Genomic DNA, 19,976 nt, shown 5'->3' with positions numbered 1-19,976 from the left:
GCAGCGTCCTCCGGTTCGGCTTTGCCTCGTTCTCTTCCTCTGAATTATGGGCGATTCTCTCTTGTCATGTTGATTTCATTGAGAAAGTTGTGGGGAATCACAAGGCCAGAGACCCAGCCCGGATTTGACGGTTTCATTGAAGAAATCAGGGCCAAGCTCACCAATGCCTTCCTGCTCGGCATGGCGGCCCATCTGCAGCGTCACCCACATGCCCAGAAAGAACTTCCAGCCGATTTCAGGTCTCCGGAGTTTCTCCGGCATACCGTACGTTTTGTACTGGTCATCCATGGGCACAAGGCTGAGTGGTTGCCTCCCCTGAAAGACGAACTCTCACGGGTCATGCGCCCTCTTGTCAGGACATGGGGCATCACGGGGTATCCCGTCATCGTACTGAACGACACCATGGCCCGGAAGGTTGGGTTGATCCAGTAGAGCGTTCATGGAATCACGCTGCCATGGACTCTCCCTCAAGGAGAAGCCCTGAAAGTTCGTCCCCCACCTCCTGAAAAAAAGGCACTCACGAACCTCCCAGCCGGGAAACCGTGAATGCCTCAAAAGCCTCGTATGCATGTGAGGCGGGAGGAGTCAGCCTCTCCTTCCGCTCAGTGGATCGCGCCCGCCTTGCGTGCCTTGCCCGCACGGGCCGGCGGTTCGCACAATCCGCATACGAAGCGGTCTTCCAGCTCATAGGGATGGTTGATGAACTGCCCCTTGCAGCGACGGCACTGCATGGCGGTCACCAGCCCGGTATCGATGAAGCGCACCAGACGCCAGGCACGCGTCAGACTCAGCATCGGTTCGACACCGTAACTCTTCACCTCGGCGGTGTACAGCTCATACGCCTTGATGATGGCGTCCGAATCATCGATGGGCGCCGACTTCATCAGGTATGTGTGAATGTTGTAGAACAGCGAGGCATGAATGTTCGGCTGCCAGGTCATGAACCAGTCGGTCGAGAATGGCAGCTGGCCCTTGGAGGGCGACTTGCCGGCCACCTCCTTGTACAGTTTCAGCAGACGCTCATAGGGCAGATCGGTTTCCGACTGCAGCATCTGCAGACGGGCGCCCAGTTCGATCATGCGGATCGCCTTGACGATCTGCCGGTTGTCTTCAAGCAGACTACGCGCGCTCATCGAGCGTCTCCTCAAAACGGCCCGAACGCAGAATGGCGGCATGCAGGCGGGAAGCACTGCGCTCGCTGCCCTCTTCCGTCCCGGTGGCTTCACCATGGTCGACCAGCAGCTGCCACAGCAGGGCATCGTCGAAGCGGAAGCGGCACAGCAGCATGTTGCCCTGCGCCATGCGCATCATCTGGGCCGGCGAGAGCTGGTCGAGCAGATCGGCGACCTCTTCCGACAGCCCCAGGCGATACAGCGCCTGCACGCGGTCCGTGCGGATCAGCGATTGCGCCAGAATCAGATACGACAGATTCGCCTCTCTGATCTCTGCAAGAATTCGTTCTTCGTTCATACCTGCCCTTTCCTGAAGTTCGGCTTTCCAGATGGAGCCGGCACGCAGCGTTGCGTGCGGCACAGGGCAGACTATGAACGCACAGCCGGCTGGCGCCCACGGCAGGCCGACCGGTGGCCGAACGGCAGGCGGATACCTGGGACAGGCAGGCGGCAGGCACGGAAAGTGACCAAGGGCACCCGTCGGACGCGGCTGTCCGCTGGTGCCGGGCAGATGATGCAAGCCCGCGACAGGGCATGATGACCGGCGGATCGGTGGGCACGAATGGCGCAGGTCGCCGATGCATCGGGGCGTTGGCGGCCGTGCAACAGGCGTTGTGGATGGGTGACAGTACCCATGGGGAACACGCAACCGGCAGCTGCACCGCTGCATGGGAGGATGGCCTCAGTCCCTTCTGGCGGCGCCTGATGCGCATTCTGGCCCCAGGCGCTGGACTGTGATGCCCGGAAAAGCAGGGGTTAACTCACGGCCAGAACACAGCACGTACCTTCCCGCCTCACCGTCACGGATACCAGTCACGACCTCCTGCCATGTCGGGTTCGCAGAACAGACAGCCTGTCCCCGGCCAGGGCATGAGGCGCACCTGCCAGACGCGGCTCAACGGGCCATCCCCTGTTGGCCATCTGGCCTAGGTCAGATGGTACGAAAGGGCATCCCTGCGCTGCCTGCCCCTTGCCATCCTGATGAAATGCCCAGGCTGTTTTTCTTGAACACCCTGCAGGCTTCCATCATGAACGCCAGTAAAGACTCCAACATCCCCATGGATCCGGGCACGTCCCCGGGCCCGGGAGCACCACCTCCCCCCATCAACCACGACTGGATCTTCAAGAATCTCGTGCAGGACTATCCGCAGGCGGCGCTGGCCTTCTTTGCAGCCGACGAGCACATCGGGCTGGACGACGACATCGAGATCACCTTCCTCGGCCAGGAACCACCCGAAACGGACATGACCGAGGGCAAGCTGATCCTCGACATGCCGATCCGGGTACGCTGGCGGGACGGCTCCCGGGAGGATCTGATCATCCTGCTGGAAGAAGAGACCGTACCCTCCCGCTTCAACCCGGAGCGGCTGCTGGGCTACACGGTACGGATGATGCGGCGGGAACAGACCCGGCGCATCGTACAGATTGTCATCTCCGTCAAGCGTGGCACAATGGAAGAGAGTCTCACCCTCGGCGGAGACCATGTAACCACCCTGCAGTTCGGCTTCCTGCGCTGCCATCTGCCCGCCCTGCGGGCAGCGGACTACACCCACAGCCCCAACATTGCCGTGCGCATCCTGACGGCCCTGATGGACTACCCCAGTACCCCGGAAGACCGGGTTCGGGTGTACGGTCAGGCCTGGCAGGGGCTGCTGGAACTGGAGCCGGACCCCGACCAGCTGGTGAAGTACCTGGGCATCATCCACACCTATCTGAAACTCGACACCACAGAGCAGCAACTGTACGCTCGGCTGTACCCACAGGAGAAACGACACATGAACCAACTGGCAGAAAGCTGGATCGAGAAAGGTTGGCAGAAAGGGCGGCAGGAGGGCATCCTGCTGGGTGAACAGGCAGGCAAACTCAGCGGCCGCCAGGAAACGCTGGCCGAGCAGCTGGCCGAACGCTTCGGCCCGCTGGACGAAGCCGTTACCCAGCGCCTGGCCTCGGCCAGTCTGGACGAGCTGAAGCACTGGTCACGCCGGATCCTGTCAGCCCAGACGCTGGACGAGGTGTTCCGGCTGCAGTGAGCACGCCCCATGTCTGATCAGGGCAAGGCGGGAACAAGACAAGACGACAACCGCCTGCCACTGAGAACCATTCGCTGCAACATCACCCCAAAACGGCGCATCCTGAGATGCGCCGTTTGCTGTGTGCACCCGGCACGGGGGCACACCTGCCTGGCGCAAGTCCCGCCCGAACCTTCCCCCTGCCCCAGCACGCCATAAGCCCATCTCCCTGGCTCCCTGAGCTGGCACGCCAACACCCGCATCAGCAGCAGCAAATTCCCCCTTTTCTGCGCCATGACCGATGGCCGGTGGCCTGCCCGCCACCCAACGGCTGCCTGTTGCATCAAGCCCACACCCAACCCGCCGATATTCTGGTCATCGGGAGCGTCTCCCGCTGTCCAGACCGAATACGCGGGAACAGGACTCACAACCCGGGCAACCGGATCAACCCAGGCTCACAAACGCATCTCTTCCCTACCGGAGCAAGAACATGGCACAGATCATCAACACCAACATCATGTCGCTCAACGCCCAGCGCAACCTGAGCGCCACGCAATCCGCCCTGGCCACCTCGGTCCAGCGCCTGTCCACCGGCCTGCGCGTCAACAGCGCCAAGGACGACGCCGCCGGTCTGGCCATTGCCGAGCGCATGAACACCCAGGTCCGCGGCATGAACGTCGCCATCCGCAACGCCAACGACGCCATCTCCCTGTCGCAAACCGCCGAGGGTGCCCTGTCCAAGATCAACGACATGGGCCAGCGCATGCGTGAACTGGCTGTCCAGTCTGCCAATGCCACCAACAATGATGAAGACCGCAAGGCCCTGAACCAGGAATACCAGGCCCTGGCTGAAGAGATCAAACGCAACCTTGCTGGCACCTCCTTCAACGGCACCAAACTGTTCGCTGCGGGATCTGCCCTGACCTTCCAGGTCGGCGCCAACAACGCCACGACCGACCAGATCACCATCACCACCGCAACCATGACGGGAGAGCAGAAACTGACCGGTGCTCTGGGCTCCATGGGTGTAGGCGGTGCCGCAGCCTCTGCTCCCGGCATCTCCTCCTTCACCTTTGCCACCGATGCGCTGGGCAAACTGGACATCATGCTGGGCGAGATCAACTCCAAGCGTGCCGAGTTCGGAGCCATCCAGAACCGCTTCCAGGCCGTCATCGAGAACCTGCAGGTCAGCGCCGAGAACCAGACCGCTGCCCGCAGCCGCATCATGGACGCCGATTTCGCCTCCGAAACGGCCAGCCTGACCCGCTCGCAGGTCCTGCAGCAGGCCGGCACCGCCATGCTCTCGCAGGCCAACTCCCTGCCCAACAACGTGCTCTCCCTGCTGCGCTGATCGGCACGGGCGCCGGTAACACACCGGTACCCTGCCCCTCCGGGGGCCCGGAGCGGGGACGAATGAGTTCACGACACGCTCTGTGCACAGCAAAACCACCGGCCGCTCCCTTCGGGTTGCGGCCTTTTTGTTTGAGCGCATCTACCGGATCTGCACAGGAGCACAGAAGCAGATTCCACCCACCCGCTTTTGATGGGCCTTTCCCCGGCTTATCGGCCCATCCCCCTGCCGGCAGGCATGGCAACTGCCCCACTGGTCGGCGTGGCCCTTATGAGGTCAGGGGACGCGCCGATATGATGACCATCGAAAACCGTCAGGAGGTCTGACTGCCGGCCCGGCACCGTACAACATCCGTCCTGCGGATGCGCACGGTCCCGAAGCCGCGGCGGACTTCCGGAATCATCGAGGTTGATATGGCAAAGATCACGGCAATGGGTGGTTCGCTGGACGTCAACAGCATCGTGTCACAGCTGATGTCGGTGGAGCGCGAACCCGTCACGAAGCTGCAGAAGCAGCAGGCGGGCATCAATACCAAGCTGTCGGCCTGGGGCACGGTCAAATCCGCCCTGTCGGCGCTGCAGACGGCAGCCGACAAGCTGGTCAGGCAGGAAACCTGGCAGGCCACCACGGCCACCAGCAGCAACGAGGACCAGATCCAGGTCACGGGCGGCGCCACGAAGGGCGGCGCGATGGGCAACCATTCGGTTCTGGTCAAGCAGCTGGCCCAGAGTCAGGCGGTGGCCACGCGCAGCTTCGCCTCGGCCGATACCGTGGTGGGTGGCGGCAAGCTGTCGGTGCAGCTGGGCAGTGTAGATGAAAACGGCAACGGCTTCACGGCCGATGGCGAGCGCAAGGCGCTGGACATCACCATCCCGGAAAATGCCACGGTCAAGGACATTCGCGACGCGATCAACCGCAGCAATGCAGGCATCAGCGCCAGCCTGATCACGGACGGCAATGGTGTACGCCTGCAGCTCACGGGTTCGGCCACGGGCGCGAAAAATGCCTTCCAGATCACCGCCACGGGCAACGGTCTGGACGCATTCGACATTTCTGCCACCGCAGCCACGGGTGCCAATGGCAGCCTGCGCACGCAGGTGGCCCGTGATGCAAAACTCCAGATCAACGGTCTGGATGCCACGTCCGCCTCGAACAAGGTCACCGACATGATCGAGGGCGTGACGCTGAACCTGAAGAAGGTGGACAAGGATCCGGTTACCGTGTCCGTCGAGTCCAACAAGGACAGCCTGAAGGAGGATGTGGACGCTTTCGTGAAGGCGTACAACAAGGTCAACAGCCTGATTGCCGACCAGACGAAATACGACCCGTCCACGAAAACGGCCGGTACGCTGCAGGGCAATGCCACGATCCTCCGCATCCAGTCGCAGATCCGCAGCCTGGTGCGCGCCCAGCCGGGGCAGGATGGGCTGTCATCGGCCGGTTTCGAGCTGGACCGCAACGGGGCGCTCAGCATCAAGGACGCAAAACTCAACGACCTGCTGAACAACCCGGACAGGCTGCGCACGCTGTTTGCCGGCCAGTTGCCGGGTGTGGGCGCACGGGCCACGGCCCCGCTGCCCGGCAGCAACACCACGACCTCGAGTCCGGGCGCCCAGGCGCCGACCTCCAGTCCGGCTGCGGCGGCCACGGCCGGCATGAGCCCGGCCACGGCCGCCCTGCTCTCGGGCAGCAGCAGCGGGCTGGGTGGGGTGGCCCGCCAGCTGAGCGAGCGCCTGAAGGAAGTGCTGGATGACAGCAGCAGCCTGAGTGGTACCACAAAGGCCCTGCAGCGCAGCCTGGATGCCAGCAACACCCGCATCGAACAGCTGAACCAGCAGCTGGCCCGTACCGAGGAGCGCCTGACCCAGCAGTACTCGCGGCTGGATACCAACATCAGCAAGATCACCAGCTCGTTCTCGTCGATCGCCTCGCTGCTGCGCTGATCCGCCGCCCGGCATCCGCAGACGGCAGGCCCGCCTGCCTCCTCCGGCGCCCCACAACGTTGCCGGCCCGCATCTGCACCACCTCCCCGGGGAGGCTGGCACAGGGCAGGCCCGCCCGTTGCGGGGTGTTCTTTCTGGCCGACGTGCAGAAAAGCGTGGTTTTCCCCGCGGGGAATAGCGGCACCAAAGCCCGTCACTTTGGTCACACACCTAAAGTCACCCCCCGATCCGTCGATAAAGAGGGGGAGATACAGCCGGATGTGACGACCGCCTGTCGCCGACGAATGGCAGCATGACTGTCTCGCATCCCGCCCCACCGATTCGACTTTTTCAGGTATTTCCCCCATGTTTGCACGCATGCACCAGGCTTCGGCTGCCGCCTATCACACCGTGGACCTCGAAAGCTCGGTTCACATGACCGATCCGCACCGGCTGGTCGAGATGCTGTTCGACGGTGCCGTGACGGCCGTGATGAAGGCCACGATGGCACTGAGAAACGGCAATCATGCAGCCCGGGGGGAATCCACCTCCCGTGCCATCCGCATCATCGAGGAGGGGCTGAAGGCTTCGCTGGATCCGGAGGTGGGCGAAATCTCGGCCAACCTGGCCATGCTGTACGACTACATGACGCGCACCCTGCTGCAGGCCAACCTGCACAGCAATGCAGATCAATACGAGGAAGTGATCCGCCTGCTGAAGGACCTGCGCGAAGCCTGGCAGCAGATTCGCCCGCAGGTGGTGAACACGAAGGTCTACGGCAGCTGAACGGAGCGGATGCCCCATGAGTCCAGATGTCTATACCGATGATGTGATGCGCGGCGTTCGAACGGGATTTTCTGCTCCGGCAGACCCTGCAGACAGGACGCCACACCCTTCTGCAGCGAGCGATGCAGCCCATCGTGATGTGCAGGCACTGATCGCCCGTGCAGCCCAGGCGGCCGTGGCAGCGGGTCGTGGCGTGACGGATGCGGATGACGGCGCAGACGGGCTGCTGCTGCCACCCCAGTATGACGAGGCACTGCTGCTGGCCGAACACATGCTGGCTGCGGCACGGTGCGGCGACTGGGACACGGTGAAGCAGCTGCGCACGGCGCTGCCGAAACTGGCCCGGGACCTGGAAGTCGCCTGGCAGGAGCTGCGAACCGTGTATCCGGATGCCTGTGCCCTGCTGGAGGGGCAGCGGGTGAAAATGATTCGTGAAATCCTGCGTGTGGACGAGCTGATCCGCCAGCGTGCTGCCTCACCCGCCTGGCAGCGCGTGCAGCCGATGCTGGCCACCCGGCCGATGGACCGTTCCGCGCAGGCCGACCTCCCCCTGCAGCGTGCCTGACCGGCACCCTGTTTCGCACCAGCGCCAGAACCGATCATGAACATGCCCTCTCCTTCCACTGGTACCCACCACGGCCGCGTGCCGGGTTTTCTGCCCATGTCCCTGGCGGACGGGCTGGACCAGTTCCGCGTGACCGGAACGATGGCGGTACGCGCGATGCTGCGCGAACTGCAGAATGCCCGTGAGCACGTGGTGCTTTACAGTGCCGATGATGATGCGCTGCATCTGGTCACGCGTATCGAAGGGCTAGAAGCGCAGGATTTTCGTCTGACGATGGCCGGCAGCGAGGCGGATATCGAGGCACTGATGGAGGCCGGTCCGCTGACGCTGGTGGGCATGACGGGCGCGGTGAAGATCCAGCTGACCGTAAGCGCCCTGAGCCTGCGCGATGATGGCCACAACAGCCAGCTGATTGCCGCCATTCCGGACCATGGCTGGCGCATCCAGCGCCGCGACGCCTTCCGCGTGACGCCGCCGGAGGGTGATGGCGCAACGGTGGTGGTGCGCATGCCCCAGCAGAAGGAGGCCCGCGGCCGCCTGCACGACCTGTCAGCCGGCGGGCTGTGCTTTTACTGGCAGGCCAGCCAGGGCGCCCTGCAGGTGGGTCAGACCCTGCCGCATTCGCGCATCGAGCGGGTGCGCGCCCCCGCCCTGCCCTGCGACCTGAAGATCATCCGCATCGGCGCCCCCGACGGCAACGGGGAGCAGCTGGTGAGCTGCCGCTTCGAGGCGCTGCCCGAGGCCATTGCCCGCCGGGTGCAGGTGTACGTGATGGATGTGGAGCGCCGGGTTCGGGCGGTGCGCAACGACTGACACAGGCCAGACAAGATCTGCCGATCCTATTTCAGGCCCCGGCCGGGATGCGTCCCTGCCGGGGCCTTTCGTTTACACCTGCATCCCCATGATGTCCGAATACGCCTGCACCAGGCGGTTGCGGACGGTGACGGCCGACTGGAAGCCGATCTGGGCTTTCTGCATGGCCAGCATGGTGCTCTCCAGTGTTGCGCCGGCCTCACCCACTTCGAAGGCCCGCTGCTGCCTGTCTGCAACAGTCTGGGCATCGTTGACGCTGCGCAGCGCATCCATCAGCAGGCTGCCGAACGAGGCGCTGGCGGTTTTCTCGGTGCCGGCCGGCATGAAGGCGGCACCGATGCTCCCCACGCCACCCGGACGGGCGGCAGCGGCAGCAGCATCGGCGGCGGCTTTCAGTGCAGAACCGGGAAATTCCACGTTCATGTCCATTCTCCTTCCTGACGGCAAACCATTTGCCGGTTGCCGACATCGTAGTGACGGGTAGCGCAAACCGTCCCTGAAATAGCAGGTATCCAGCCCGGTATTTGGCGAATTTCCCCGGGCGGCCTTCACCGATACTGTGCGCCATGAGTACTTCCACACCTGTCATGGCTACGAATACCCTGCCCGCTTCCACCAGTCCGTTTGCCCAGATGCCGACCGCGACCAAGATCAAGGCCGGCGTGGGTGTCATTGCCCTGGGGGCCGTTGCCGTCTCGGCGTGGCTCTGGTCGCAGCAGCCGGACTGGAAGGTGCTCTACAACAATCTGCCCGATCGCGAAGGCGGTGCCGTCATCGCCCAGCTGGTGCAGATGAATGTGCCCTACCGGTACACCGAGGGCGGTGGTGCCATCATGGTGCCGGCCAGCATGGTCAACGATGCGCGCCTGCGTCTGGCGGCCCAGGGGCTGCCGGGCAGCGACACGACGGGCTATGAGCTGCTGGAGAAGCAGCGCTTCGGGACCACACAGTTTCAGGAGCGGCTGAACTTCCAGCGCGGTCTGGAAGGCGAACTGGCACGTTCGATTCAGGCGCTGGCGGCGGTGAAGCATGCGCGCGTGCATCTGGCCATGCCGGTGCAGAACGGTTTTCTGCGCGAGCAGCAAAAGCCTTCGGCTTCGGTGATGCTCACGCTCTACCCCGGCCGCTCGCTGGACCGCGGCCAGGTGCAGGGGATTCTGCATCTGGTGGCCTCGTCGGTACCGGACATGAGCCCGAAGCAGGTGTCGGTGGTGGATCAGTACGGCAAGCTGCTGTCGGACCTCGAGGGCGACGGCAGCGAGATGAACACGGCCCAGATCAATTACCGCAACCGCATCGAAAGCTCACTGTCGCAGCGCATCGATGAGCTGCTGGAACCGATCGTGGGCGATGGCAATATCCGCGCCAAGGTGGCGGCGGACATCGATTTCACGCAGAGCGAGGCCACGGCCGAGACCTACGCGCCCAACCAGAATCCGGGCAGCGCCGCGATGCGCAGCCAGCAGACGATGGCCAGCCGCGATGGCTCCGGCGCAACGGATGCGGCCGGCGGCATTCCGGGCGCCCTGTCGAACCAGCCGCCGGCCACGGTGTCGGCGCCGATCAATGGCACGGCACAGGCCACGCGGGCCGCTGGGGCCGCGTCGGCAAACGCTGGCCCCGGTGCCACGTCCAGCCGGCAGGAATCGGTGACCAATTATGAGGTGGACCGGACGGTGAAGGTCACCCGCAACCAGACGGGCACCATCCGTCGGCTGTCGGTGGCCGTGCTGGTCAACCAGAAGCAGAGTGTCGGTGACGACGGCATGCCGGTGTCCACGCCGCTGTCGGCCATGGAGCTGCAGAGCATCGAGGCCCTGGTGAAGCAGGCGGTGGGCTTCAATGCCGAACGCGGCGATTCGGTGCAGGTGGTCAATGCGGCCTTCACGAAGCGGCCGGATGTGGCCGAACCCGACGTGCCGCTGTGGAAGGATCCGGACACGCTGTCGCTGGCGAAGGATCTCGGCAAGCAGTTCGGCTTCGTGCTGCTGGCGCTGATCATCCTGATGAAATTCATCCGCCCTGCCCTGCAGGCGATGAAGAAGCCGGAAGCACCGGCCGCACCGGCAGGCAGCAAGGTCGATGAAACCGTGGACGAGGCACTGAACCTGCCGGCTCCCGAAGAGAAGCCCGCCATCGCCGGCAATACGGCACTCCTGTCGGGCAACCCCGAACAGGGGCTCGGCATGACGATTGCACAGCACAACGCCCTGCAACTGGCCCGTACCGACCCGATGGCCGTTGCCACCGTGGTTCGCAACTGGGTCAATGGCACCAATCCGGACAATCCAGCATGAGTGGTTTTGATGAAGCCGGCACCCGTGATGCCGCCGTGCTGCTCCTCGCCCTGGGCGAGGAAACCGCAGCCGAAGTTTTCCGGCACCTGACGCCGAAGGAAGTGCAGGGACTGGGCGAGGTGATGGCCCGCACCCAGTACACGACGAAGGATCACATCGAGCAGGTGCTGGAGAAATTCCATGCGCAGGCTTCGAAGCAGAGCACGCTGGTGCATGACCCCAACGCCTATGTGCGCGGCGTGCTGCGCCGGGCGCTGGGCGACGACAAGGCCGGCATGCTGATCGACCGCATCGTGCAGGGCAGTGACGTGTCGGGCATCGAGAGCCTGCGCTGGATGGATGCGGCCTCGGTGGCGGAACTGATCCGCCACGAGCATCCGCAGATCATTGCATCCATCCTGGTGCATCTGGAGCGCGACCATGCGTCCGCCATTCTGCAGCAGCTCCCGGCCGACCTGCGGGCGGACGTGATGCTGCGCATTGCCACACTGGACAGCATCCAGCCCAGCGCACTGAAGGAACTGAACGAAGCCCTCTCCCGCGTGCTGACGGGCGGCAGCGACCGCATCAAGCGCCCGCGGCTGGGCGGCAGCAAGGCAGCCGCCGAGATTCTGAACTTCCTGGGTGGTGGCGAGGAGGCGACGCTGCTGGAAACGCTGCGTGCCGAAAACGCCGATCTGGCCCAGGAAATCGAGGACCTGATGTTCACCTTCGACGACCTGCTGAGCCTGGATGACCGCGCCGTGCAGACGGTGCTGCGCGAGGTGCAGAACGACCAGCTGATCATTGCACTGAAAGGGGCCGAACCGGCGCTGCGCGACAAGATCTTCAAAAACATGAGTTCGCGTGCAGCCGAGGCGCTGAAGGAAGACCTGGAGTCGAAGGGACCGGTGCGCCTGTCGGAAGTGGAGGCGCAGCAGAAGGAAATCCTGAAGACGGTGAAGCGCCTGGCCGACGAAGGCACCATCGTGGTGAGCACGGGAGGCGCCGATGCCCTGGTCTGATGCCCTGTCGCTGGCGTCTGCCGCCACGGCGCCCCGCCCTGCCCGCATCAGCCGGCAGGATGCCTGGCAGCCACTGGCCGTGATGTCGTTCGACGGCCCGCAGGCACCGCAGAAAACGAAGGCGGAGCTGGAGGCCGAAGCGGCCGCCCGTGCAGAACAGGAACTGGCGCGTCAGCTGGAAGCATCGTGGCAGGCAGGCCACGAGGCAGGCGTGGCCGAGGCCGACGCAAGACACCGTGAGGAAGAAAGACAGCACGGCATGACGGTACGCGCGCGGGCCGGTGCCCTGCTGGCCGATTTCGATGCGGGCCTGAAGGCCCTGCACGAAGGGCTGGCCGACGAGGTGCTGACACTGGCGCTCACCCTGGCCGAGCGCATCGCCTGCGAGCAGATCCGTCTGTCGAGAGAGGCGCTGGCCCCCGTGCTGGCGGAGTCGGTGAAGCACATCAGCGAGCGGGCCCGGCACGTGGAGGTGACGGTCAATCCGGCCGATGTGGACGTGGCACAACAATGGTTTGCCGCCAATCATCCGGAAATCACCGTCAGGGTGCTTGCCGCTGGGCGGGTGAGCCGTGGCGGCTGCACACTGGCTGCAGGCAGTACCCGGGTGGACGGCCAGCTGGAAACCCGGGTGGCCCGCGCCTTTGCCGCGCTGGGACACAGCCGCGACGCACGGCCCGGGCGCGAAACGCAGGGACGTGCGGGTGATGTGCCGACAGCAGCCGCGCCGGACATGGCCAGTCGCGAACCTGCTGCAGCCGGCCAGGAAGCCATACCGGAAACCGGCGGCAGCACGGACGCGCTGGACAGGGCCGCTCACGCACCTGTTGCGGCCGACGCGGAAACCATACCGGGAACCGGCGGCAGCACGGACACGCCACGGACTGCTTCCAGGAAACGCAGGATCGGGGCGCAGGCCCCCACCTCCCCTGCACGGGATAGACCAACCGAACCATCAGCCACCGGCTGATTCCTTCAGCCCCAGGCTGAGTCCCCTGACCGATACCGACCGAGCCTTTTTTGACCATGCGCCTGGACGACCAGCTTTCTGCCTTTCTGGGCAACTGCCAGCAACTGGCCACCCACATCGATCCGGTGGCCGCCGAGGGCCGTCTGGTGAAGGTATCGGGCATGCTGGTGGAAGCAGCCGGCATCGCCCTGCCCGTGGGCGCCCTGTGTCTGCTGAAGCAGCCCGATGGCCACGCGGTGGAGGCCGAGGTGGTGGGGTTTGGGCATGGTCATACCTATCTGATGCCATCAGGCGAAACCGGCGGCCTGTCGCCGGAAACCCGGGTGTGCCCGCTGGAGCCGGCGGTGAAGACACCGACGCTGGCCCGGCGCAGCCATCCGTGGCGGCGCCAGTCCGACCGGATGCGGCATCTGCCGATCGGCCGCGGGCTGCTGGGCCGGGTGGTGGATGCCGACGGCAGGCCGATGGACCGCTTCGGCGCCCTGACCGATGTGGAAAGCCGGCCCATTCACGGGCGCGCCATCAATGCGATGGACCGCGAGCCGATCCGTGAGGCGCTGGATACGGGCGTGCGCGCCATCAACGGGCTGCTCACCATTGGCCGCGGCCAGCGCATCGGTCTGTTTGCCGGTGCCGGTCTGGGCAAGAGCGTGCTGCTGGGCATGATGGCCCGCTACACCGATGCCGACGTGATCGTGGTGGGGCTGATCGGCGAACGTGGCCGCGAGATCAAGGAATTTCTGGAAGACATTCTGGGCGAGTCGGACCGCAGCCGCTCGGTGATCGTGGCGGCGCCCTCAGACATGCCGCCGATCACACGAATGCAGGGGGCGCATTACGCCACGGCCATTGCCGAGTATTTCCGCGACCAGAACCTGAACGTATTGCTGCTGATGGACTCGCTGACCCGGTACGCGATGGCGGCGCGGGAAATTGCCCTGTCCATCGGCGAATCGCCGGCCACCAAGGGCTATCCACCCTCGGTGTTTGCAAAACTGCCGGCCCTGCTGGAGCGCACCGGCATGGGTGCACGGGGTCAGGGTTCGATCACCGCCTTCTATACCGTCCTGGCCGAAGGCGATGACCAGAACGATCCGGTGGCCGATTCCAGCCGCTCCTTTCTCGATGGCCACATCGTGCTGACGCGCGAGCTGGCCGACGCAGGACATTATCCGGCCATCGATATCGAAAAATCGATTTCCCGGGTGATGTCGGCGGTGACCTCCGCCGAACAGCAGCAGCTGGCACGGCAACTGAAATCCCTGTGGTCAGCGTACCGGCGCAGCCGCGAACTGATCACCATCGGCGCCTACACGGAAGGCAGCGACGCAAAGATCGACCGGGCCATCGCCCTGATGCCGGACATCGAGGCGTTCCTGTGCCAGGAGGTGCACGATCCGGCCAGCCTGCAGGCATCGGTGGATGCGATGCGCACGCTGCTGGCCTCCTCCCCGAACACATCGACTGAAGACTGAACGACATGAAACCCGCCCTGGAACTGGCCATCGAGAACTATCAGCGTCTGCGTGACGAGGCAGCCGCTGCGCTGGCCCACGCGCAGAAGGAGCTGACCTCGCTGCGCAATACGCTGGCCACCCTCGAAGGCTATCGCAGCACCCTGCAGGAACGCCGCCGCGAGCCGGGCACGGCTGCCCGCACGGCCACATCACTGCAGCTCGATACGCATCTGGCCGCCCGCATCGAAGGCGCCGTGAAACAGCAGCTGCGCTTCGTCGGGCAGGCGGAAAAACGCATCGAACAGAAGCGCATGATCCTGCTGGATGCGCAGAAACGCCTGAAGGCCGTGGAATCGATCATGAAGCAGCGCGCCCTGCAGCAGGCCGCTGCCGAAGCCCGCCGCGAACGTCAGGAAACCGACGAGCAGGCGGCCATCCGTTATCTGAACCAGTCCGGCATGGACGGCGAAATGGCCCGTGCCCTGATGCTGGACGAGGAAAGCTACGTCGCATGAAAACCGAAACTTCGATGACGAACCGGCCCCCGGCTGCCACCGGAAAGCCGGTGCTGGAGCAGCTGCGCGCCAGCAGTGTGGCCGCCGCACGGGGAATGGCAAAGGGACAGTCCGCCAACCTGTCGTTCCAGACGCTGTTTGCCGACATCCAGCCAAAGGCCGACCTGTTCCGGGACATGACGCAGAAGCTGGCCGAACGCCGGGCCGAACAGGGCCGTCTGGAACGTGAGCGGGACCGCAGCCGCCCCCGCGCCGAGGACATGCAGGCTGCCCCGGCCCTGACACCACCACGTCAGCCGGAGCCGCACCGTACCGCGCGCAGCGGCGACACCCGCGCGCAGGCACCGGCGCGCAGCGAGCCGGTCCGCACCCGTTCAGCGGATGCGCAGCCATCCCGGCAGACCGACGTGTCGCGCCAGACCGGGGCATCGGGCCAGCAGCCGGCCGCCGCATCCGCACCGGCGCAGAACACCCCATCAGCCCGCAGCGGCAGTGCCCGCACGGCGACTTCCGGATCAGACGAAGCGCAGGAAACCCGTCAGGGCACCGTGCAGCAGGCTGAAAACATGGGCCGTCCGGACGAAGCAGCCCAGACCGGGAAGGCAGGCAGCGCCGGCAGCACGGCGGGCACCGACAGCACCCGGATGGCTTCCGGGACGGCCACTGCCACGGCTGGCAAAGCCGCGGGCGGAGAGGCGGCCGACGGCGCTGCGGCGCAAGCGGCAGACATGCCGCAGGCAGCGGAACGCGCGGCAGCACAGGGTTCCACTGCAGCACGTGCCGGACAGCCGGCCGGCGACATGGGCGCAGGCAGTGCATCTGCGTCCACTCCGGCAGGCGCTGGCGCAGCCGGGCAGGCACTACCGGCGGGCGTGACCGTCACCCCGGCATCCACCGCCATGGACTCAGGCAACGGTAGCGATGCCACGGCCGATGCCTCCGTCGATGAAGCCACGCTGCAGCAGCTGGCGCAGGACATGGCTCGTATGAACGGCGCAGACGCCGAAGCACGCGCCACCGGACAGGGCCTGGCACAGGACGATACCGCCACCACCACGGCCGTGCCGGCCGATGCGGATGTCGCAGACACGATGGCAGGTGAGCTGGCCGGTACGGCGGCAGGAGTCCCTCCTTCGAGCCGCCGCGGGGCAGCCGCGACCGCATCTGCCGGCACAGGCACACAGGCTGGCCGGGGCAAGGTGGACATGGCCGGTGCAGGCACGGGGATGCCGGCCACGACACGGTCCGCGGCAGCCACCAGCAGCACAGATACCGGGGCATCGTCCGGACAGGAAGACCGTGCTGCGGCCGGTGCCGAGACAACCGAGCTGGCCGGGAGCACCCCGGACACCCCGCTGGCCGCCGGACCTGCGCGCGCAGAAGGCACGCCATTCAGCCTGGGACTGGCCACACCGGCGGCGCCAGCCCACTCCCCTTCCCGCGTCGATGGCAGCCCGCTGCTGTCGAGCCGGATCGACAGTCCGGTTCACAGCGAGGAGTTCAAGGAACAGTTTGCCCGTCAGGTGGCCGGCGTGGTGGTGCAGGGACAGGACCGGGCCGAGATCCGGCTGACGCCGGCCGAGCTGGGGCCCATCCGTATCCGGATCGCGCTGAATGCCGAGGAAGCGGCGCTGGACATTTCCGCGGCGCATGCCGCCACCCGTGCGGCCATCGAGTCATCGGTGCACACGCTGCGCCAGATGCTGGCCGATCATGGCCTGCGGCTGGCCGATTACCGCATGGACCAGGGGCTGATGTCGCAGCAGCGCCAGCCCGGCCAGGACGGTGCAGCCGGCGCGCAACAGTTCGGGGCCGCCTTTGGTCAGGGCAATGGCCAGGGCGGAAACGGCCGGGGCGCACCGGATGCACACAGCACCGGCCGTGACATGGCCACGACCGGCAGCGGCCCGGCGGCGGTTTCGGGCAGCACCAGCGGCAGCCGCCGTGGGGGCAATACCGCAACCGACAGCCGGCTGGACCTGTTTGCGTGACCGGTTCCGGCACACTCGCTGCACGGGGCGTCTGCGGGCGCCCTTTTCTTTGGACTGCCGCTGGTCGGGCAGGATGATTTGGCCGGGATTTCGTGCCTTTCTCGGTCTTTCGTCCACCCCGGCCGGCAACGACAATGACGGCCACGACATCGTGGCAATGCCAGTCTGCCAGGGCGGAAACACCGGTGCACGCGTCCATGCACACCGGTCTCCACGGCATGGCAGACGCGTGAAGACACGCAGGCGGCATGCCATTTCAACCAGGGATTCATTTCATGTCAGGCAAGACGGAAGACAAGGCCGACGACGGCAAAAAGAAAGGTGGCAAGGGTCTGCTGATCGGCATTCTGGCCGTGGTACTGGCAGGCGGCGGCGGTGCGGGCTGGTTCTTCCTGAAGCCGCCGAAGGACCCCGATGCCGAAAAGCTGGCCCTGTACAAGGCCTCGGCAGAACCGGTGTTCGTCAAGCTCGACCCGTTCACGGTGAATCTGGCCGATGAAGGGGGCGACCGCATGGCCCAGCTGGAAGTGGTGCTGCAGATGCAGAACCAGCATGCCGAGAGCGAGCTGAAGAAGGTGATGCCGGTGGTGCGCAACAGCGTGCTGAAGCTGGCCTCGGCCCAGAAGGCCGACCAGCTGCTGACCGAGAAGGGCAAGGAAGCGCTGGCCGAGTCGATCAAGGCGCGCACGGCCGAGGCCATTGCGTGGGACAAGGCGACGGGCGGCCACGGTGATGACAAAAAAGCGGCGGCCCCGGCTGGCTCCCCCCTGATCGTGGTGCCGGGCCCGGTGGTGGCCGTGCTCTTCAACCAGTTGCTGGTGCAGTAACCATGAGCGAGCAGTACCTGTCGCAAGACGAAATCGATGCGCTGCTGGACACGCCGCAGGGTGATGCTGCGGACGCAGCAGCCACGGCTGCCGACGGGGCCGATGCGTCCGGCGACAGCGAGGCTGCCGCAGAAACCGCGGATGGTGCCGCCTCCGGTGAGGCCACCGAAGCCGCGACCGAGGGTGCAGGCAGCCCTGCTGGCGCCATGGGCCGGCCCGTCGACCGTGGCGTACCCCAGCCCTATGACCTCGCCCGCCAGGAGCGGATCATCCGCGGACGGCTGCCGGCACTGGAGCTGATTCACGAACGCTTTGCGCGCAGCATGGGGCTGGCGATGTTTGCCTTCATGCAGCGCAACCCCGAGATCACGGCCAGCGAGCCGGTGGTGGGCCGCTACAGCGATTTTCTGGCCACGGTGGAGAACCCCAGCAGCATCAACATCATGCAGACGAAACCGCTGGCCGGTTCTGCCCTGCTGGTGTTCCAGGGGCAGCTGGTCAGCACCATCGTGGACCTGATGTTCGGCGGCAGCGGCCGGCCGGTGAAGAAAAGCGAAGGCCGCGAGTTCTCGCAGACCGAGCAGCGGCTGATCAGGAAACTGATCGACCTGGCCCGTACCGAATACGGACGCGCCTGGGCGCCGCTGATGCCGTTCGAAATGGAATTTGCCCGGGCAGAAACCCAGCCACAGTTTGCCAACATTGCCATTCCGGCCGAGATGGTGGTGAGTACCACGTTCACGCTGGATTTTGGCGGCAAGTCCGGCACGATGCAGGTGTGCATTCCGTACAGCGTGCTGGAACCGGTGCGCAACACGCTGGCCTCGTCGCTGAACACCCAGGGTGCGGGAGAGAAGCGCAGCTGGCAGGGCCATATGTCGCAGGAAATCCGCCCGGCCGGTGTGCAGCTGGTGGCCGAGCTGACCACGGCCACGCTGACGCTGGGCGAACTGATGCGACTGCAGACCGGTGATGTGATCGAGATCGAACCCGGCCCGCAGGCCACGCTGAAGATCGGGCAGGTACCCATTTTCAGTGGCCGCTATGGCGAACACAACGGCCGTTATGCGGTGCGCATCGACACCGTGAACGCCTATACCGACCTTCCTCAGGATTGATCCATGTCTGAACAGAATACCCTGACCCCGGAAACCGAACAGGCTGCCGGGAACGAAACGGGCAACGGGCCGGTCGATCCGGCCGTGGCCAGCGGCATTCCCGGCGTGATGGCCTCGTTGCAGGCAGCGGCTGCCGGCTCGCCCGATCTCGAACGGATTCTGGACATTCCGGTGCAGCTGTCGGTGGAAATCGGCCGTGCCCGTACCACCATCAGTAACGTGCTGCAGCTCTCTCCCGGCTCGGTGGTGGAGCTGGAGGCCCAGGCCGGTGCCCCGATGGATGTGCTGATCAACGGCTACCTGATTGCGCAGGGCGAGGTGGTGGTGGTGAACGACCGCTTCGGCATCCGGCTGACCGACATCGTGACGCCGGCCGAACGCATGCGCCGGCTCAACCGTGGCTGAGCAAAACGTGCCGATGACTGCCGTCCCGTCCGCGCGGGTTACCGGAGCGGACTGGAACACCGGAACCGGTGATGCCGGGATCGGTGCCGTTTCCGGCGCTGCCGGCTGGCGCGGCCTGCCTGTGCGAAGGATGACCCGATGAGTTCTGCCCTGCTGTCGTTCGGCGTGCTGCTGCTGGTGGTGCTGTCGATTCCGCTGGTGCTGTGGCTGGTCAAACGCCTGTCGCAATGGCCCGGCAACCGCACGAACGGCCTGCTGTCGATGCCGGCCAGCCTCACCGTGGGGCCACGCGAGCAGATCGCCGTGGTGAAGGTAGGCGAACGCGTGCTGGTGGTGGGCATCACCAGCCAGCAGATCCAGCTGCTGACGGAACTGGATGGCCTGCCGGAGGTGCCGGCTTTTCCGGCTGCCGCCGGCGCTTCCACGTCAGGGTTCGGTGCGCTGCTGGCGGGGCTGCAAAAAGGAAAGGTATCGTGACACGGCCAGGCCATATGGAAGGCCATATCGGCGCGCGGCACGATACCAGCCTGGCGCGTGTCATGAACTCATTCGTCCCCGCGCCTGGCTACCGGACATCCCGGACGCAGCAGGCATGACAGACGAGGCAGACCTGTCACGCACGACAGACCTGCTGCCAGGCGCGACAGAAATCTCATGAACAGAATGGACACCATGCATCCCGTCGTCTCCGGGAAAACATACGCCGCCGTGCATCGCGACACACGCGGCCTCACACGTGACGCGCTTTCCCGTGGAAGGCTGCATTCTCTGGCT

Annotated in this window: 20 protein-coding genes; 16 read left to right on the top strand and 4 right to left on the bottom strand. The window is 65.3% G+C overall.

Going from position 1 to position 19,976, the window contains the following annotated elements:
- Positions 1-75: 75 nt before the first annotated feature.
- From EHV23_RS02625 to flhD, 3 genes are all read right to left on the bottom strand, one after another.
- A complete protein-coding gene (locus EHV23_RS02625) occupies positions 76-288 on the bottom strand; it encodes a hypothetical protein (RefSeq protein WP_125094588.1) in 213 nt (70 codons plus the stop codon).
- 314 nt (positions 289-602) lie between these two features.
- Complete coding sequence (gene flhC, locus EHV23_RS02620; RefSeq protein WP_125094587.1) at positions 603-1,133, bottom strand: flagellar transcriptional regulator FlhC; 531 nt, start codon at positions 1,131-1,133, stop codon at positions 603-605.
- Positions 1,120-1,470, bottom strand: a complete 351-nt coding sequence (gene flhD, locus EHV23_RS02615; protein ID WP_125094586.1) for a flagellar transcriptional regulator FlhD — start codon at positions 1,468-1,470, stop codon at positions 1,120-1,122. The genes flhC and flhD overlap by 14 nt, the downstream gene beginning before the upstream one ends.
- A 730-nt stretch (positions 1,471-2,200) precedes the next feature.
- Between flhD and EHV23_RS02610 the strand changes: the two genes are divergently transcribed.
- From EHV23_RS02610 to EHV23_RS02585, 6 genes are all read left to right on the top strand, one after another.
- Entirely contained in the window at positions 2,201-3,202 is a 1,002-nt protein-coding gene (locus EHV23_RS02610; RefSeq protein ID WP_125094585.1) for an RpnC/YadD family protein, read from the top strand.
- Positions 3,203-3,671: 469 nt separating this feature from the next.
- On the top strand, positions 3,672-4,532 hold the full coding sequence (locus EHV23_RS02605; protein WP_125094584.1) for a flagellin N-terminal helical domain-containing protein: 861 nt from the start codon (positions 3,672-3,674) through the stop codon (positions 4,530-4,532).
- A gap of 413 nt (positions 4,533-4,945) precedes the next feature.
- Positions 4,946-6,475, top strand: coding sequence for a flagellar filament capping protein FliD (fliD, locus tag EHV23_RS02600; protein WP_158615802.1), 1,530 nt, complete (start codon positions 4,946-4,948; stop codon positions 6,473-6,475).
- Between the two features lie 345 nt (positions 6,476-6,820).
- Positions 6,821-7,240 (top strand): flagellar export chaperone FliS, encoded by a 420-nt coding sequence (gene fliS, locus EHV23_RS02595; protein WP_125094582.1) that lies wholly within the window; start codon positions 6,821-6,823, stop codon positions 7,238-7,240.
- Positions 7,241-7,256: 16 nt separating this feature from the next.
- A complete protein-coding gene (locus EHV23_RS02590; RefSeq protein ID WP_125094581.1) occupies positions 7,257-7,805 on the top strand; it encodes a hypothetical protein in 549 nt (182 codons plus the stop codon).
- A 42-nt stretch (positions 7,806-7,847) separates the two neighbouring features.
- Positions 7,848-8,618, top strand: coding sequence for a flagellar brake protein (locus EHV23_RS02585; RefSeq protein ID WP_203228855.1), 771 nt, complete (start codon positions 7,848-7,850; stop codon positions 8,616-8,618).
- Positions 8,619-8,690: 72 nt separating this feature from the next.
- Here the strand turns inward: EHV23_RS02585 and fliE are convergent, their stop codons facing one another.
- Positions 8,691-9,041 carry a flagellar hook-basal body complex protein FliE gene (gene fliE, locus EHV23_RS02580; RefSeq protein ID WP_158615801.1) on the bottom strand — a complete coding sequence of 117 codons (351 nt, stop codon included), beginning with the start codon at positions 9,039-9,041 and terminating at the stop codon, positions 8,691-8,693.
- Between the two features lie 143 nt (positions 9,042-9,184).
- Between fliE and fliF the strand changes: the two genes are divergently transcribed.
- From fliF to fliO, 10 genes are all read left to right on the top strand, one after another.
- Positions 9,185-10,915: a flagellar basal-body MS-ring/collar protein FliF gene (gene fliF / locus EHV23_RS02575; protein ID WP_238990245.1), complete on the top strand. Its 1,731-nt coding sequence runs from the start codon at positions 9,185-9,187 to the stop codon at positions 10,913-10,915.
- Complete coding sequence (gene fliG, locus EHV23_RS02570) at positions 10,912-11,919, top strand: flagellar motor switch protein FliG (RefSeq protein ID WP_125094578.1); 1,008 nt, start codon at positions 10,912-10,914, stop codon at positions 11,917-11,919. The genes fliF and fliG overlap by 4 nt, the downstream gene beginning before the upstream one ends.
- Positions 11,906-12,889 (top strand): FliH/SctL family protein, encoded by a 984-nt coding sequence (locus tag EHV23_RS02565; RefSeq protein WP_125094577.1) that lies wholly within the window; start codon positions 11,906-11,908, stop codon positions 12,887-12,889. The genes fliG and EHV23_RS02565 overlap by 14 nt, the downstream gene beginning before the upstream one ends.
- 56 nt (positions 12,890-12,945) lie before the next feature.
- Positions 12,946-14,364, top strand: coding sequence for a FliI/YscN family ATPase (locus EHV23_RS02560; RefSeq protein ID WP_125094576.1), 1,419 nt, complete (start codon positions 12,946-12,948; stop codon positions 14,362-14,364).
- 5 nt (positions 14,365-14,369) lie between these two features.
- Entirely contained in the window at positions 14,370-14,861 is a 492-nt protein-coding gene (fliJ, locus tag EHV23_RS02555) for a flagellar export protein FliJ (protein WP_125094575.1), read from the top strand.
- On the top strand, positions 14,858-16,852 hold the full coding sequence (locus EHV23_RS02550) for a flagellar hook-length control protein FliK (RefSeq protein WP_125094574.1): 1,995 nt from the start codon (positions 14,858-14,860) through the stop codon (positions 16,850-16,852). The genes fliJ and EHV23_RS02550 overlap by 4 nt, the downstream gene beginning before the upstream one ends.
- A gap of 275 nt (positions 16,853-17,127) precedes the next feature.
- Positions 17,128-17,679, top strand: coding sequence for a flagellar basal body-associated FliL family protein (locus tag EHV23_RS02545; RefSeq protein WP_158615800.1), 552 nt, complete (start codon positions 17,128-17,130; stop codon positions 17,677-17,679).
- Positions 17,680-17,681: 2 nt separating this feature from the next.
- Positions 17,682-18,797: a flagellar motor switch protein FliM gene (fliM, locus tag EHV23_RS02540; protein WP_125094572.1), complete on the top strand. Its 1,116-nt coding sequence runs from the start codon at positions 17,682-17,684 to the stop codon at positions 18,795-18,797.
- Between the two features lie 3 nt (positions 18,798-18,800).
- Positions 18,801-19,202, top strand: a complete 402-nt coding sequence (fliN, locus tag EHV23_RS02535) for a flagellar motor switch protein FliN (protein ID WP_125094571.1) — start codon at positions 18,801-18,803, stop codon at positions 19,200-19,202.
- Positions 19,203-19,340: 138 nt separating this feature from the next.
- Positions 19,341-19,679, top strand: a complete 339-nt coding sequence (gene fliO / locus EHV23_RS02530; RefSeq protein WP_125094570.1) for a flagellar biosynthetic protein FliO — start codon at positions 19,341-19,343, stop codon at positions 19,677-19,679.
- The last annotated feature ends 297 nt before the right edge of the window (positions 19,680-19,976 follow it).

This window comes from Lautropia dentalis, from assembly GCF_003892345.1.
Taxonomy (GTDB): Bacteria; Pseudomonadota; Gammaproteobacteria; order Burkholderiales; family Burkholderiaceae_E; genus Lautropia; species Lautropia dentalis.
This window is presented reverse-complemented; position numbering and strand designations above follow the sequence as displayed.

Bases quoted from the DNA above. Each gene is read 5' to 3' on its own strand.
- EHV23_RS02625 (WP_125094588.1), bottom strand. From the start codon at position 288: ATGGATGACCAGTACAAAACGTACGGTATGCCGGAGAAACTCCGGAGA.
- flhC (WP_125094587.1), bottom strand. From the start codon at position 1,133: ATGAGCGCGCGTAGTCTGCTTGAAGACAACCGGCAGATCGTCAAGGCG.
- flhD (WP_125094586.1), bottom strand. From the start codon at position 1,470: ATGAACGAAGAACGAATTCTTGCAGAGATCAGAGAGGCGAATCTGTCG.
- EHV23_RS02610 (WP_125094585.1), top strand. From the start codon at position 2,201: ATGAACGCCAGTAAAGACTCCAACATCCCCATGGATCCGGGCACGTCC.
- EHV23_RS02605 (WP_125094584.1), top strand. From the start codon at position 3,672: ATGGCACAGATCATCAACACCAACATCATGTCGCTCAACGCCCAGCGC.
- fliD (WP_158615802.1), top strand. From the start codon at position 4,946: ATGGCAAAGATCACGGCAATGGGTGGTTCGCTGGACGTCAACAGCATC.
- fliS (WP_125094582.1), top strand. From the start codon at position 6,821: ATGTTTGCACGCATGCACCAGGCTTCGGCTGCCGCCTATCACACCGTG.
- EHV23_RS02590 (WP_125094581.1), top strand. From the start codon at position 7,257: ATGAGTCCAGATGTCTATACCGATGATGTGATGCGCGGCGTTCGAACG.
- EHV23_RS02585 (WP_203228855.1), top strand. From the start codon at position 7,848: ATGCCCTCTCCTTCCACTGGTACCCACCACGGCCGCGTGCCGGGTTTT.
- fliE (WP_158615801.1), bottom strand. From the start codon at position 9,041: ATGAACGTGGAATTTCCCGGTTCTGCACTGAAAGCCGCCGCCGATGCT.
- fliF (WP_238990245.1), top strand. From the start codon at position 9,185: ATGAGTACTTCCACACCTGTCATGGCTACGAATACCCTGCCCGCTTCC.
- fliG (WP_125094578.1), top strand. From the start codon at position 10,912: ATGAGTGGTTTTGATGAAGCCGGCACCCGTGATGCCGCCGTGCTGCTC.
- EHV23_RS02565 (WP_125094577.1), top strand. From the start codon at position 11,906: ATGCCCTGGTCTGATGCCCTGTCGCTGGCGTCTGCCGCCACGGCGCCC.
- EHV23_RS02560 (WP_125094576.1), top strand. From the start codon at position 12,946: ATGCGCCTGGACGACCAGCTTTCTGCCTTTCTGGGCAACTGCCAGCAA.
- fliJ (WP_125094575.1), top strand. From the start codon at position 14,370: ATGAAACCCGCCCTGGAACTGGCCATCGAGAACTATCAGCGTCTGCGT.
- EHV23_RS02550 (WP_125094574.1), top strand. From the start codon at position 14,858: ATGAAAACCGAAACTTCGATGACGAACCGGCCCCCGGCTGCCACCGGA.
- EHV23_RS02545 (WP_158615800.1), top strand. From the start codon at position 17,128: ATGTCAGGCAAGACGGAAGACAAGGCCGACGACGGCAAAAAGAAAGGT.
- fliM (WP_125094572.1), top strand. From the start codon at position 17,682: ATGAGCGAGCAGTACCTGTCGCAAGACGAAATCGATGCGCTGCTGGAC.
- fliN (WP_125094571.1), top strand. From the start codon at position 18,801: ATGTCTGAACAGAATACCCTGACCCCGGAAACCGAACAGGCTGCCGGG.
- fliO (WP_125094570.1), top strand. From the start codon at position 19,341: ATGAGTTCTGCCCTGCTGTCGTTCGGCGTGCTGCTGCTGGTGGTGCTG.